This window comes from Candidatus Krumholzibacteriia bacterium (assembly GCA_035649275.1).
GTDB lineage: Bacteria > Krumholzibacteriota > Krumholzibacteriia.
In genome coordinates this window covers 75720-90061 of record DASRJW010000101.1, presented here as the reverse complement: position 1 = coordinate 90061, position 14342 = coordinate 75720, and the positions used below count along the sequence as shown (strand labels likewise).

The window sequence follows — 14342 nt, the reverse complement described above, 5'->3', positions numbered from 1 at the left end:
GCGTCCTGGGCGAGCTCGGGGACTGGTGCGCCACCCGCAGCCTCTCCCGCTTCCCCGGCGCCGGCCTGATCTGCCACGGCGACGGTCCACACGGCGAGAAGCCCTGGAGCGAGCAGCGCTTCGGATTTCTGCATCCATCGAAGCATCTCGGACCTCCCGAAGACGGCACTCGTCTGACGTCTCTATGCACAGAGAGTTCCGCCTCTCGGATCTCTCCTGTGCGCACCGTATGTGCTTGCCACAATTATACTTACATCGACGGCAGAGCGCTCGGACGGAGACGTCGATCAGCGCGCCCGTTGTGCCTTGGACGACAGGCGCGTGTGTCAGGGGCAACTCGAATGCAGCCCATGATACAGGGTTCTTCGAGCGCTGTCGCTTGGCTGCTCCGACCATGCCCCGATGGCCTGTGAGGGGGAATCAGGCACCTGGAGTGCCCCTCCGCAAGCGGGGCAGATTCAGCTCCGGACGTGGACTTCAGCGCAGGACGTGGAGCGCGAACGGGGTCGTGCACGCCGGGCCCGGGGCGTGCTCCATGAGGGTGCTCCCGTCGCGTCGGCGGTAGATGAGGCTCGCCGACACCGTGCCGTGGGTGCCGCCATGCTTGCAGATACGAAAGCCCCGCGCATCCCGGGGCACGTGGCTGGCCAGGAGGCCGAGCAGCAGCTCGCGCACGTCCGGACCGTGAGCCACCGGGAGAGACTGGAGCTCGGAGAGGACGAGTTCGCCGAGGACGTGCTCATTCGAAAGCACATGCGCTCCCGCGCCCAAGGACACTGTTTGCAGGTCGCCGTTCCAGGTCGCGAGGCGCACCGCGCTCGGATCGGCGATCAAGAGGTTGAAGCTGTTGTAGAGCTCGCGCTCCAGCCCCTGCTCCAGGCGGCGGGCGGCAGCAGCGCCGTCGGGCTGCGCCAGCACCTCGCTGCAGAGCAAACCCCGCGACCGCCGCCGGGGGTCGAAATCGCCATCCCGCCGGTTGGTGATCACCACCACGAGGCCGGCGGCGTTGGTGCCGATCCACGTGCCCCCGGCCTGCTCGTCACGCGGTCGCAGGACGCGCATGCCCTCGAGGACGGCGGCGGCCGGCGTCGTAGCCGGACGGGCGTAGGCCTCGTCACGGCTCGCCGCCACCACCAAGGGCAGATCCTCAAGCCAGCGCACACCCACGATCAGCACGCACACGGACGCCACTTCCCGGAGAGTCAACCATTGGCACGAGCCGAGTCGGCATCGGGCCGCGATGGCGACACCACCCAGAGGATCAGATAGAGGATCACCGCGGTGCCACCGCCCAGGCCGAAAAGCACGAAGAGGACGCGCACGAGGGTGACATCGATGTTGAGGTATTCGGCCAGACCCACGCAGACGCCCGCGATCTTCTTCTCGCTCTCGATGCGATAGAACTTCCGCGCCATGGCGCCGCCTCCAGGTGGATCCGTCCCAAGGTAGCACAGGGCCGCACGAGGCATCACCAGACCTTGGCATGTGCATTGCCCCAATAGCGGACGAAGCTTCCAGCGACTCCGTGGTCGTGTCGCGGCGGCTCCTGCCTCCGACCTGGGACGGACAGGATGCGACGTGGACGCAGAACGATGCGCCTCGCCATCGGCGCTGCTTGGTTGCTCGTCTGCACCGCACCTCCCTGCCATGGTTTCACCGTCGACGCCCGCCGGCTCGCCATGGGCGGCGTCGTCATTCCGGGATGCCAGGAGCTGCTGGCGCTGAACGTGGCCTACCACAGTGTCCCGGCCCGACCGGGGGTGACGGGCGTGGTCGTTCCCCTGCCGCTCGGCTTGGTGCAGCTGACCCAGGACATGCCGACCTTCGATCCGCAGAACGAGAACTTCTCCGTCACCCGCTTGGCCAACCTGGCGATGAACCCGCCTTTCTACCTCGAACTGAGCCGGCCTTCGGACCTGGACGGCGACATCACTCTCCGGGTGTCACGCAACGAGTTCTCCATCCTCTTCGAGGACGCGGAAGCCTTGCTGCCGCAAAAGCCGTTCGAGGTGGGTGGAGTGTGGTCCGTCCCCACGGTCGGTACGGCGGTCGGACACACCCGCACCTATCTCTCGCCGCTTCTCTACCTCGAAGGAGAGCTCGCCTTCGACGACGCCTTCTACGCCGTCCTGGCCCGAGGCGAGCCCCTACAGCCCCATTCCACCTACGAGCTCGACGCTCGCGGCGAGACGCTGGCGGGGTTCTCGGTGCACTGTGCCTGGAGCGCGCCGCTGCGGACGGACGTGCGAGGCAACGGACTCTACGCCGGCGCCGGTGCCAAATACCTGCTCGGCCTCGGGATGTCCCACGCCACCTCGCAGCTCGCCCTGAGCACGGCAGACACGATCTTCGGGGCGCAGAACTCGCTGCGCGCCGATTACAACGCCCGCATTCGCTACGCCGAGTTCGGCCAGATCGGCAACGGCTACGGCATCGATCTCGGCCTCGGCTACCGTGCGGGCGCCGTGGACGTCGGCGTCGGCGTGCGCGATCTGGCGGCGCGCGTCCACTGGGGCCACACCCTGGTGTGGGAATCCGTCCTGGATCAGGCGACGGGCCAGGTGCAGAACACCATCGTCGCTCGCAACGACCCCTTCGTGCAGAGCTTGCCCACCCAGGGCACCTTCAACATCGGCTGGATGGGAAGAAGCACGGCGCTGGCAGCAGACGTCACCTCGAGCCGTCTCGGCACCCTGGTGCACTTCGGCGCCGAGCGCCGAGCCGGGCCGCTGGCGATGCGCGGCGGCGTCATGACCGACTACGACGCCCGTTTGCAGTGGAGCGGCGGCTTCGGTATCGGCGCCAGCGGTTTCTCCTTCGACGTGGCGCTGCAGTCGCACCACCGCACCTTCACCGGCGAGCGTGGTCTGATGCTGGCCACGTCCTTCGGGGTGCGGTGAGGAGAACGAAAGCGTGGAGGGCAGAATCGATGACACCCATGGATGAATGGACACGAATTGCCAGGAGGCTCGCCGGGCTCGTGCTCTCGAGCTTGCTCTTGGGCTGCATGGACAACCGCATCACGCTGGAAGTCGACGTGGCGAGCTTCCTGGCTCCGAGCGACCGGAGCGGCCCCTACGACGCACCCGCGGGTTCCCCCGCGGTGGACCACGATCTGCCACCCATCGAGGTCCGCATCGAAGGCTACGACCAGCTGAACAAAGCGGAGTCGGTGGATCTGGAGCTCGAAGTCCGCTTCGACAACCAATCGGGACAGGGCCAGGTTCGCTTCAGCTTGTTCTTTTCCGACAGCGCTACCGGCCTGTTCGAAACGCCGGCAGTGGCGGTGGCCGAAGCGCCTCTCGCCCCGCTCACGGCGAGCACGGGGACCGCGTCGATCCATGGCGATGCCCGCCTGCTCGAACTCTTCCAGAACCGGCAGATGTGGATCGGCATCCGCTTGCACTGGGCGCCCGAGACCGCCGACGCCCTGGTGGGGGACTACACGATCACGCGTCTCCATGCCACGGTGGTGTCGAACCTGGATCTGTTGTGATCCTCCGGCGCGCGGGGGCCGTACCGGGATTCAGGGCGAGGACAGATTGATCAGCGCCGGCTGGGGATCGCGATCCCCCTGCCCGTCCACGGCGCGGGACTCGATCGTGTGCAGGTCGTCGTTCTCCTGCACCTGCAAGCGGCCGGAGAGGTTGGCACCCTCGCGCTGACAGTCTTCCAAGCGCCGCCACGCCCCGGGACCACCGGCGCGCGTCTCGCGGATCTCGATGGCTTCGATGAATCCGTCGCCGGGAAGCGCGTCGAAGGTGATGAAATCCAAGGCGCGCACGCCCGCGGTGACCACTTGGTACGCCATCCGCGTCTCCGGCGGTGGGCGGGTGAGACCTGGAGCGACCTGCACCCGGTCGGTGAAGGTCGAATCCCGTCCCTTCACTTCCACGGTGTGAGTTCCTTCGGGCAGGTGCACCCAGACGACGCGGTCGAGCGAGATGACCATCTGAATCACCTGGCGGGCCGAGCCTTGTTGCACCACCGGTGTGATGCGAACGCCCGTGTCGGTGCGCTCGACGCGGAGCTCTTGCAACGACCAGTTGCCGTCCGGTCCCACCGTGCCCAGGAGTCGCACCGCCAGGGACTCGGAGGGCGCGAGCACGTGGGCGTGCAGCACCGCGTCCACCTGCGCCACCGCTCGTGCGGCGGACACCTTCCCGTTCGCTCCCGCTTTCGAGCTGCTGTCTCGAGTCTCCGTGGGACCTCCGGGCGCATCCGGCGCCGGAGGCGCCCCGGGTGGGCGCTGGCAGGCGAGGCAAAGACCGAGAACCAGTGTGACGAGAAGCCGGGCACCGCGACCCCTACCGCCCTCGAGAATCGACGAGCCCATGTCTCCTCGCTCAGTGCGTGCGCGCGATGATCACGTCGATGCGGCGGTTGAGCGCCCGTCCGTCCTCGCTGTCGTTGGAAGCCACCGGCTGAGTCGAGCCGCGCCCCACCGCGGTGACGCGACTCTCCGTCACCGCGGCATGTTGCAGCAGCCAGTCCCGCACGGCGTTGGCGCGCTCCGTGGACAGGCGCTGATTCTTGTCGGCGTTGCCCTTCCCGTCGGTGTGGCCCTCGACGACGAGCCGCGCTCCGGGGAAGGCGCGCACGGCTTCGACGATCTTCTGTAGGAGCGGCTCGCTCTCGGCGGGAAGCTTGGCGCTGCCGCTCGGGAAACCCAAGCCGTGGAGTCGCAAGACGACGTCGCGATCATCCACCAGCACCTTGCCCTCGGACTGGGTGAACATGTCGCGGACGGCGGTGACCGTGTTCGCCTCCTCGCGGTACGGCTTGAGCTCCGCCACCATGCCCTCGAAGTCGCGGACGTGGTCCTTGAGCTCGGTGATCACTCGCTGGAGCGAATCGGCCTGATCGGTGCGGCGGGCCAGATCGATGCGCAAGCGGTTGCGCTCCCGCACCACGCGGTCGCCCTCCACCTGCAGCTGCTGCAGCACCGGCCCCAGGCCGCGGCTGAAATCGCCCTGCAAGCCGAAGGGTTCCAGATCGCGCTGCGCCTGTGTCTCCCAGTCGAGGACGAGTGCCTCCATCCGGGCGCGGTTGTCACCCTCGCAGCTCTCTCGAATCGTCTCCAGGAGCCAGGTGGCGTGCTCGGCCTCGCGACGGGCCAGGTCGGCCTCGGCTCGTGTGGCCTCACCGATCTCGCCCGCAGCGATCTGCTTTTCCGTGCGCTCCACCGCATCCAGGGCCCGCACGTAGCTGCGCGGCGCATATTCCCCCGCCTTGCCCTTCTCGGCGGCGACGAGGAGCTGACGTGTCCGCCCGACCAATCCCACGCTCATGGCTTCCCTGTACGTCTGATCGTAGAGCCCGAGGAGCGAGGTCGCTTGCCTTTCCGCGGCGTCCCGCCGTCCGGCTTCGAGCTTGCGCGCTGCCGCCATGAGGACGTTCTCGGCGGTTTGCCACGAGGTGGGTGCGACCGAATCGGCCCGGGCCTCCTTGGCCTGTTGCCGCCGTTCCAGCGGTTTCGGCCACAGGTTGCGGGCGCGCTGCATGGCCTCTTCCAGCTCGCCGAGCCGCTTCTCCGCCGTTTCGAGGCTGGCCGTGCTCTTCTGGCTCTCGGCCGCCACCACCGCCTGCTTCGCCTTCTCGTGCGTGGCCGGGGCGAGCACGGCTGCATCCTCTGCTTCCAGTGTTTGCAGGCTCCGCCGCAAGGACGCCTGATCCGCCGCCGCCGGACGGAGCGCGGCGAGAAGGGTCCAGGCCAGGAGGCACACCACCGCGCCTGCAGCACGCTGCCGTTGCCGCCGCCGCGCGTCACCACTCTCTCTCGCTTCGCACACTGCGTTTCTCTCCACGTCCCTTCCTCCCCGCGCTGACGCAACCACTTGCGCCGGGCCGAGTGTGCCCGGGGTTCCGGCCGGCGTCAATCGCTCTGGACGCCGCGCCCCGGCACCACCTAGGATCTCGGCGCCGTACGCTGGAGGGGCGCTCTCGTGCAGGCCGATCTCTTCGATCAGGACTTGAACGCGATTCTCGCCGCCAGCACCTACGACGATTTCGCCGCCCGACTCCGGGCCTACGACTGCAGACGCTGTACGCTTTGCAAGAGTCGCACCCGCATCGTCGTCGACCGGGGCAACCCCAGCGCCCGGATGCTCATCATCAGCGAGCGCCCTGGTGACAACGAGGATCGCGAGGGTCGCGCCTTCGTCGGCCGTTCCGGCGAACTCCTCGACAAGATCCTCGTTTCCATCGGCATCGACCCGGACCGCGATACGCTCATCACCAACGTGGTGAAGTGCAAGCCCGAGATCGATCGGGCCCCGACGAGCGACGAGGCCACCGCTTGCCTGCCCTTCCTGGAGCGGCAGATCGCCTTGGTCCGCCCGCGCGTCGTGCTCCTCCTCGGGCAAGTGGCCCTCAAGTGGATGGATCCTTCGCGCCGGGAGTTCACGATGGAGGAGGAAGCGGGACGTTTCTTCGAGCTGCCCCGCTACCCGGGAGTGCAGTTCATGGTGCTCTACCATCCGGCTTTCCTGCTGCGCGATCCCAGCAAGAAGCGCCCTACCTGGGAGCACGTGCTGCGCTTGAAAACGTATCTCGAGGACCACGCCCAGATCTGAGCGGCTCAGTGCTGCGACCAGGCGCGGAGCGCGGTCAGCAGTCGCAAGGTGCGGTTGCTCTGCGTTCCAGCGACCACCACCTGGACCTCCGCCTGCCGCGACAGCGCCGCGATCACATCGGTGCTGCTCGGACGCGCCTTCTCCGTGGCGCGCTGCTCGTACCAAAACCAGGGTCGTCCGCCGCGGGGCGGCGCCGCGGTCCAAGCCACCGAGGTCGCGTCCAGGTCCGGACAGTCGAGCGCGATGGCCCCCCCGAAGAGATCGGCGCGCACCCACGCCGCCCAGGTGGCGAAGAGGGCGCTCCGCCCCAAGCCGAGGAGCGTGGCGTTGCCGCGCCCGGTGCGCACGGGATAGGTGCTCTCGACAAAAGGCCGCACCGTGTCCACCAGGAAGTCGAGAAGGGAATCGCCGTGGGCCTGGGCCTCCGCCCCCGGCGGTGAGAGCTCGTGGACATCGCCGGTCGTCTCGACGGCGACGACGAGCATTTCCTGCAGGCCTTCGGGCTGGCGAGCGAGGATCTCGTCCAGCGTCCACTCTTCCTTCCCCGCGGCGAGGGCGGCGTCGAAGAGATCTTGTCCGTCGAGAGCGTAGAGCACCGGGTAGCGCCGCGTGCCGCTCTCGGTGTAGTCCGGCGGCAAGAGAACGAAAACGCGGCGGCGCACTCCTGCGGTCCGCCACTCGTGCACGATCACCTTGAGTTCCACGTCTCCGGAGTAGGTCGTGGTCCGCACCGGTTTCGGCGCTGGGGGAGTCGGCACCTGTGGGGCTGCAGACCGTGCTGGTCCTGCAAACAGCAGTGCTGCCAACAGGGCGGCGCCGCAAAACACGAAGCGCAGCGCGGCACCGCCGGGACCCACGGGCACGAATCGCCGCGCCTGCCGCCGCGCTCGCACACCGCACTCGAGCCGAGAGAGCAAGGGACGACCTCCCAGGGTCGCGCCGATCATGCACGTCGTTTCGCGGCGCCTGCAAGGGACCGGGGCGCTCCGCTCGCGCGGCGTCGCAGCGGGCTTCCCGCCGCTACCTTCGCCCTCCCCCGACGTCCTCGCCGCGGGATGGCACGCGGGTTGCCCTCTTTCCAGGCGCCGGCGCCAAGAACCGGCAACGACGAGTTCTTCGCGAGCCAAGGAGAAGACCATGAACTTCGAGATCGAGTTCGAGGAAGTGCAGGAGAAGAAGCGCTCCCTCGGACTGCTCGTAGCCTGTGCCTTGGCACTCGTCGGTTGCGTGTGTCTCTGGCGCTCGCTCACGTAGCATCTCCTTGACCCGCGATCCACGCGCTGCGGCGGCCGCCCACTCGACGGCCGCCGCTTCATTCTTACCCCGGAGCTTCCTTTTCCTCTCCCCGGATGCTAGGGTGCCTCATCCGGTTCGCCGCCCCTGGCCCGCGCGCGGGCCGACCGCCGCCGCAGGAGGCGCCCCATGGAACGGCCTACGAACCGGCTCCTTCAGGCCACGAGTCCCTACCTCTTGCAGCATGCCTACGACCCGGTGGACTGGTATCCCTGGTCGGAAGCCGCCCTGGCGCGGTCACGCCAGGAGGACAAGCCCATCTTCCTCAGCGTGGGCTACTCGTCCTGTCATTGGTGTCACGTGATGGAGCACGAGTCGTTCGCCGATACGGAGACGGCGACACTCATGAACGCGCTCTTCATCAACATCAAGGTGGACCGGGAGGAGCGCCCCGACATCGACGACATCTACATGCAGGCGGTGCAACTCTTCACCGGCGGGCACGGCGGCTGGCCCATGAGCGTGTTCTTGACCCCCCAACTCGAGCCGTTCTTCGCCGGCACCTACTTCCCTCCCGGACCGCGGCATGGCATGCCGGGCTTCAAGACCGTGCTACAGCTGGTGGCCGACGCCTACAAGGAGCGGCGCGGCGATGTGGCACGCACGGCGCAGCAGGTGGTGTCGGCGCTGCAAGCGTCCCGCCCGCCGGCAGAGGCGGAGACCCCGGATGGCGACATCCTCCGCGGCGCTTTCGCCATTCTGGAACGGCTCTACGATCCGGCGCATGGCGGCTTCGGCGGCGCGCCGAAGTTCCCGCACAGCATGGATGTGTCCTTCCTGCTCCGTTACGGCAGGCGGAGCGGCGACTCGAACGCCACCTCCATGGCCTTGGAGACGCTGCGCCGCATGGCGGCCGGCGGCATCCACGACCAGCTCGGGGGCGGTTTCCATCGCTACGCCACCGACGCGCGCTGGCTCGTGCCGCACTTCGAGAAGATGCTCTACGACAACGCCCTGCTCGCACGGGCCTACTTGGAAGCGTTCCAGGTGAGCGGCGAGCCGTTCTTCCGCGACGTCTGCACCCGCATCCTCGACTGGGTGAGCCGTGAAATGACCGGCCCCGACGGCGGCTTCTACAGCGCCCTGGACGCCGACAGCGAAGGCGCCGAAGGCAAGTATTACGTCTGGACCCCAGCGGAAATCGAGGCGGCCTGCGGCCCCGAGACCGCGCGGGTGCTCTGCACTTACTTCGGCGTCTCGGGGTCGGGAAACTTCGAGGCGCACACCAACATCCTATGGGTGCCGCGGGCTGCCTCTTTCGTCGCCGCCGAGCTCGGGATCACGGAGGCAGCGCTGGAGAATGTCGTCGAGGCCGGCCGGCGCGAGCTCTTGGCGGCCCGCGCGCGCCGCGTCCGACCGGGACTGGACGACAAGGTCGTCGCCGCTTGGAACGGCCTCATGATCCGCGCCTACGCCCAGGCGCATGCCGTGTTGCGGCTGCCGGAGTATCGGGCCCGCGCCGAAGCCGCCGCCGAGCTGATTCTGCGCCACGGCCCGCAAGGCCCCTTTCGCACCCTGCGGCAGGGCCGCACCTCCGGCCCCGGTTTCCTCGACGACTGGGCGTGCATGATCGCTGCTTTCCTCGATCTTTACGAAGCGAGCTTCGCACCGCGCTGGCTCGAACTGGCGCAGGAATGGAGCGCGCGCCTGGACGCCGAGTTCGATGATGGTGCCGGAGGCTGGCGTTACACCGGGAGCCAGCACGAGAAGCTGCCGGCGGCAGCGCGCAATTCCCTGGACACCTCGACACCTTCCGGCGGCTCGGTGCACACCGGGAACCTGCTCCGACTCGGCCTGCTGACCGGCGAGGAGCGCTGGCGGGAAAGGGCGGAGCGCAACCTGCGCGCTCAAGGCATGGAGCTGCGGCAAGCCAGCACCGCCATGGGGGAAATGCTCTGCGCCCTCGATCTGTACCTGGGGCCTGCGTGCGAGGTCGCCGTGGCCGGCCGAGGCGACGAGGCCGCCGCCTTGGTGCGCGCCGTCTTCGCCCCCTACATTCCGAACAAGGTCGTGGCGGGGTGGCCGGACGCAGGCTCCGCCCCTGAGCTCGCGCTCCTCCAGGGCCGCAGCCTCGTGGGCGACAAGCCCGCCGTCTACGTCTGCCGCGAGCATGTCTGTCTGGCCCCGGTCACCCGCGCGGACCAGGTACGGCAGGCCTTGGAAAAGGCGGTCTTGAGCCCAGCGCGGGAGTCGGCATAGCGGCATCGTTGCGGCGGTGTCCGGGGCTCCATGCTTCGGGCCGAAGTGGCGGAGCCGGGCGGGCACCAGCGGGCGCGATGGGGCTTGCGCCGCCCGGGAAGATGCGTTTCCTTGCAACCGGATCCGCCCCGGCCCGAGAGCAGCGGTGCCGGCTGGGCAGCGCCGGTGGTGTGCTACCATGGCCCCGCTCGGTCGCCGCCCACCCCGCCTTGCTGCGCCGGGGGGCACATCGCCTGCACGCCATGGCCGTGATCGGAAGAACTTCCGCCCGCGGAGGTCGTCTCTCGATGCGCGAACGCCGCACACTGGAGCAGCTTCCGGGGCGGGCGCTCCCGGCGCTCCTCTGCGCACTTCCCTGGCTCACCGCGGCGGTCGTGTGGGCCCAGCAGCCGCAGCCCAACCCCGACGAGATCCAGCGCCAGCGCGAGGAGCTGGAGCGGCGCCGGATCGAGTACAAGGGAGAAAAAGCCCGCGTCGACGACTTGAACGCTCGCGTCGAGCGCTACAAGAAGCTGCGGGAATCGATCCCCTTCAGCAACGTCCCCGGCTCCTCGAACCTGCTCCAGGTGTACGTGAACCGGCACGACGTGCAAGACGTTGCCCGGCAGCTCTACTTCCTGTGCACCGACGCCACGGAAGAGGGCTTCAAGCGCGACTACTGGCGCCCCTTCCTCGTCCTCAACCAGGGCGACAAGTATCCCGGCGGCGTCCCCGAGTACGGGCCCTTCGATGTGCAGCATCCGGAAGAGAACGTCGCCGTGTTCCCGAACGTTCGCAAGCGCGACCTGAGCGCCGTCGTCGCTGAGATCGCCACGGCGGACACGGCCGTCGCTTTGCAGGTCACGACTCCCGTCGTCCAGGCCTACGAGCGCCGGCTGCGCGAGCGGGTGGCGAAGCAGAGCCTGGGTGCAGGGGTGCCGCCACCGGTCACCGGCCCGGCGAGCATGCCCGGGGAGAACACCCTGCCGCTCCTGGCGGCGGGAGCCAAGGAACCGCACGACACCTACCCGCCGCGGCGAATCACCGACGAGGCCTCGCTCGCCGCCAGCGGACGGGTCGAGCGCAAACCCGTGCCGGTGGACCGCGAGATCGCCCTGGATCCGGCGCCGGCGTCCTGGGCCTTGGGGCAGGAAGTGACCATGCTCGGCGCGGGTTACGAGGGCTACAACACCAGCTACGAGCCAGGGAACTTCGAGCTCCTGCCGGAAGGCGGTCCGGTCGCCTTCTTCGGTGGGCGTGATCCCCTGGGGAACCCCCGCACCCAGCCAGGCTTGTACTTCTCCTTCAATCAGAAGCTCTGGCACTTGCTGTTGCTGAACGAAATGGCCTTCGCCGCCTTCAGCGCCGGCGACGCGCCCGCGGTCAACGGGGGCTCGCTCAACGCCGGACTGGACTACGAGATCGGTCCCGTCGGCGGTGCCGCGCTCATCGGCTACGCCGCCTTCAACACCATCGGCGAGACCGATGCGGGTATCTCGATCACTGGCAAGTTGCGCTATGCCCTCGCCCCCCGGGTGTACCTGGGCGCCATCTACACCATCTCCGACGTCGAGATCATCCAATCGGAGACCAACGGGCAGAAGCGCACCGGGATCATCCGCCCCGGTTTCGCCGGCATCAGCCTCACCGTCCGCTGAGAAGCAGACTCGCGAAGGGGGCGCGGTGATCCTGCGCCCAGGAAAGCGGCGCCTGCTGCAATTCCCCTACCGGCGCCAGGCGAGAAGGCCTGAGAACCTCGAGCGCGACGTCGCGGCGGCTGGATTCCCACCCCTCGAGAGCGACGGCGAGTCCCTGCAGGCGACCGAGTTCCTCTCCCAGCGCCGCGGCGATCTCCTTCACGTCGGTGAACGGCACCACCACCACATGGCGATCGAGCGGCGTGTCGTGGGTCTCGCAGCGCCGCAGGAGCACCACGCCCCAGAGGATCGACTGCTCCCAGAAACCGTGCACTGCGCCCAGAGCCTGTTCGAGACGCACGGTCTCGTGCCAGTGCCGAAGCGCCGCCTGCGCCGTGGCGGGAAGAGGGCCACGCGGCCACTCTTTCTCCACCGACGCCAACGCTGCTGCCAGTGTGGCACACCACGCTTCCAGTCCCGGGCCCGCCTCGGCGAAGACCAAGGTCGGCGAGAGACAACCCAGCTGATCGAAGAGCGCCACATCCCGCGCCAGGGCCGCCGCCGTCGCCGCGTTCTGCCCTTGGATCGACACCAGGGCGCCACTCCAGCGGCTGCCATAGTCGAGACAGCGTGGCGGCCGGGGCAGCGACGCCAGCTGCTTCTGCACCGCGGCGATGGCCACGTCGCTGCCCTGGACCGTGACCAGGTCGGCGGCGCTTAGCACGGCGGTTTGCATGACGTCCTCGGCATGGGGCCACCAGAGAACGGCGGTGCTGGCGGCCAACTCCGGAACGAGCGTCGCTAGATCTTCGAGCAGGAACACCGCGAACAGGGGCTCGCGCCTCGCCGGGCGCAGCCACTGCGCCGCGCCCAAGAGCCAGCCACGCAACAGGACGGAGAGCGTGGGTGGGAGGACGTTCCCGGCCAGGATGTGCACCAGACGCCGGGGCAGGCGGCCTTCGCGCTCGAGCTGCTCCAGCCGTGCGACATCGAGACCTTCTTGCGCCCATGCGGCCGCGAGAGATTCTGCAGCGTGCGGCGCGAAGGTCACCTCCCACGCAGCATCCAGGCCCGCGGGCGACAGTGCCGCCGAAAGGGCGAGAGCTTGCCGCCACGGGCCCGGACCGCGAGCGCGCAGTTTCCCGAGGGCATCGGCGAGGTGCTCGAGGCGCGCCGGGAACGAGCGCGACCTCCACACTGTCGCCGCCGCTTCGAGCTCCTGCCACGCATGCGTCACGCCCTCGGCCGCGAGAACCGGAACCTGCAGCTCCGAAGCGCCGAGCGGACGCCAACCTACCGGTGCGGGGCGAGCGGGCAGATGGTAGGAGTGGGGCAAGATCACGAAGTCGGACTCCGCCGGCTGGAAGCGCGCGGTACCTGCTTCCGCGTCTGCCGTGTCCCGCCTGGTGGTGTCCCGCTGGGACGTGTCCCGGTTCTTCGCGTCCCCGTCGCGTTCGAGGTGTTCGTGCATGAGGCCGCAACCGCGCAGCTCGGAGCGCGGGCAGCGTCCGTGGAGGATGAAGCTGGCGCCCCGGGCCTCGCCGAGATCGGCGGTCAGGAAATGCGCCACCGTAGCGCGGTTGCCGAGATCGTGATGGGCCAGCAGGGCTGGACCTCCGGCCTCGTGAGGAGCGCGACACGTTCCGGTGCTCGCATCGAGGAGTCGCGGGCGCAGCCAAAAAGGCATGGACCAGACCTCCTCGTCGGTGACAGCAGCCGTACCCAGCAAAGCAGAGCGCAGCGACAGCGTGTAGTACTGCGAGGCGAGCTCGGTCATGCCGTATTCCGAGACCACGTGTGTCGTAGGCACGCCCAAGTGACGCCCAAGAGCCTCGCGGAGGGCGGGACGCGAGAGCTCCCGCGTCCGGCCCTTGGTGCCCCCGGTTTCGAAGACGCGGCTCCCTGGGGGCAACTGCACCGACCAACGGGAGGCCGCGGCCGCATCGAGCATCTCGACGAAAGCGAAGGCGGTGCCGAGAAGGCAGACGGGCTCGCCCGCCGCCACGGCTTCGGCGCAAGCCTGGCGCAGCTCGTTCCACTGCAAGCGCCCGGCCCGGATACAAGGCGCGCTCGTTGGCGTCCCCCACCGCCGGCGCACCTGCTCCAGCATGTAGCCGAGGGAGGAGTGCGGCGTCTCGCTCCAGGGAGCGACGAGGAAGAGCATGCGGATGCGCTCGACGTCGGGCAGCACATGGTGTCCGAAGCTGCGCCCGAGTGACAGGTCGTAGAGCGCCAGCGAATCGAGGTGCACGACGCCGGGCCGGCCGGTGGTGCCGCTGGTGTGGAAGCGGGCGCATTCCGCCTCGGCCGGGAAAGTGGCGACGCGGGTGTGGCGCAAGGCTTCGACCGGAAGCGGCGGCACCTCTTGCGCGCGCTGCACTGTCGAGGGCGAGGCACCGAGGGCGCGGGCATGGGCGCGATAAGTGTCCACACGCTCGTACTGGTAGGCGAAGAGGGCGAGGGCGAGGCTCTCGAAGCGCTGCTCCTGCGCTTGCATCGCTGCCGTATCGAGACCGTAGCAGGCCGCGAGCGTGGGGCCGGCCGCGACGAAGCCCGCCGGTGCCGACGCCATCCACTCGAGCAGCGCCGCTTCCAGCTCGCGGCTCTCGGCATCGGCTGGCTGCTGCGAAGCGGAACCCAACATGCGGTGACCCTTGGA

11 protein-coding genes are annotated in these 14342 nt (G+C 68.7%); 5 read left to right on the top strand and 6 right to left on the bottom strand.

The genetic code is table 11. The annotated features are described in order from the left end of the window. Positions 1–477: 477 nt before the first annotated feature. Both VFE28_10310 and VFE28_10305 read right to left on the bottom strand, forming a co-directional pair. A complete protein-coding gene (locus VFE28_10310; GenBank protein HZM16387.1) occupies positions 478–1182 on the bottom strand; it encodes an NRDE family protein in 705 nt (234 codons plus the stop codon). Between the two features lie 20 nt (positions 1183–1202). Continuing rightward, entirely contained in the window at positions 1203–1415 is a 213-nt protein-coding gene (locus VFE28_10305) for a PspC domain-containing protein (protein ID HZM16386.1), read from the bottom strand. 177 nt (positions 1416–1592) lie between these two features. Here VFE28_10305 and VFE28_10300 point away from each other — a divergent pair, with 177 nt between their 5' ends. Continuing rightward, complete coding sequence (locus VFE28_10300) at positions 1593–2900, top strand: hypothetical protein (GenBank protein HZM16385.1); 1308 nt, start codon at positions 1593–1595, stop codon at positions 2898–2900. A gap of 29 nt (positions 2901–2929) precedes the next feature. Then, positions 2930–3496, top strand: a complete 567-nt coding sequence (locus VFE28_10295; protein ID HZM16384.1) for a hypothetical protein — start codon at positions 2930–2932, stop codon at positions 3494–3496. Between the two features lie 30 nt (positions 3497–3526). Here VFE28_10295 and VFE28_10290 read toward each other — a convergent pair whose 3' ends face one another. After that, the gene (locus tag VFE28_10290) at positions 3527–4159 is read right to left on the bottom strand and encodes a hypothetical protein (protein ID HZM16383.1); all 633 of its coding nucleotides are present in this window, start codon (positions 4157–4159) and stop codon (positions 3527–3529) included. A gap of 187 nt (positions 4160–4346) precedes the next feature. Continuing rightward, positions 4347–5792, bottom strand: a complete 1446-nt coding sequence (locus VFE28_10285; GenBank protein ID HZM16382.1) for an OmpA family protein — start codon at positions 5790–5792, stop codon at positions 4347–4349. Positions 5793–5945: 153 nt separating this feature from the next. Here VFE28_10285 and VFE28_10280 point away from each other — a divergent pair, with 153 nt between their 5' ends. After that, positions 5946–6575 carry a uracil-DNA glycosylase gene (locus VFE28_10280; protein HZM16381.1) on the top strand — a complete coding sequence of 210 codons (630 nt, stop codon included), beginning with the start codon at positions 5946–5948 and terminating at the stop codon, positions 6573–6575. Between the two features lie 5 nt (positions 6576–6580). On the opposite strand, the gene VFE28_10275 is transcribed toward VFE28_10280, so the two are convergent. Continuing rightward, the gene (locus VFE28_10275) at positions 6581–7279 is read right to left on the bottom strand and encodes an alpha/beta hydrolase-fold protein (GenBank protein HZM16380.1); all 699 of its coding nucleotides are present in this window, start codon (positions 7277–7279) and stop codon (positions 6581–6583) included. 718 nt (positions 7280–7997) lie between these two features. Here VFE28_10275 and VFE28_10270 point away from each other — a divergent pair. Both VFE28_10270 and VFE28_10265 read left to right on the top strand, forming a co-directional pair. Further along, a complete protein-coding gene (locus VFE28_10270) occupies positions 7998–10067 on the top strand; it encodes a thioredoxin domain-containing protein (protein HZM16379.1) in 2070 nt (689 codons plus the stop codon). A 287-nt stretch (positions 10068–10354) separates the two neighbouring features. Next, on the top strand, positions 10355–11704 hold the full coding sequence (locus VFE28_10265) for a hypothetical protein (protein ID HZM16378.1): 1350 nt from the start codon (positions 10355–10357) through the stop codon (positions 11702–11704). Here the strand turns inward: VFE28_10265 and VFE28_10260 are convergent. Further along, the gene (locus VFE28_10260) at positions 11691–14327 is read right to left on the bottom strand and encodes an acyl-CoA reductase (GenBank protein HZM16377.1); all 2637 of its coding nucleotides are present in this window, start codon (positions 14325–14327) and stop codon (positions 11691–11693) included. The genes VFE28_10265 and VFE28_10260 overlap by 14 nt on opposite strands. Between the last annotated feature and the right edge of the window lie 15 nt (positions 14328–14342).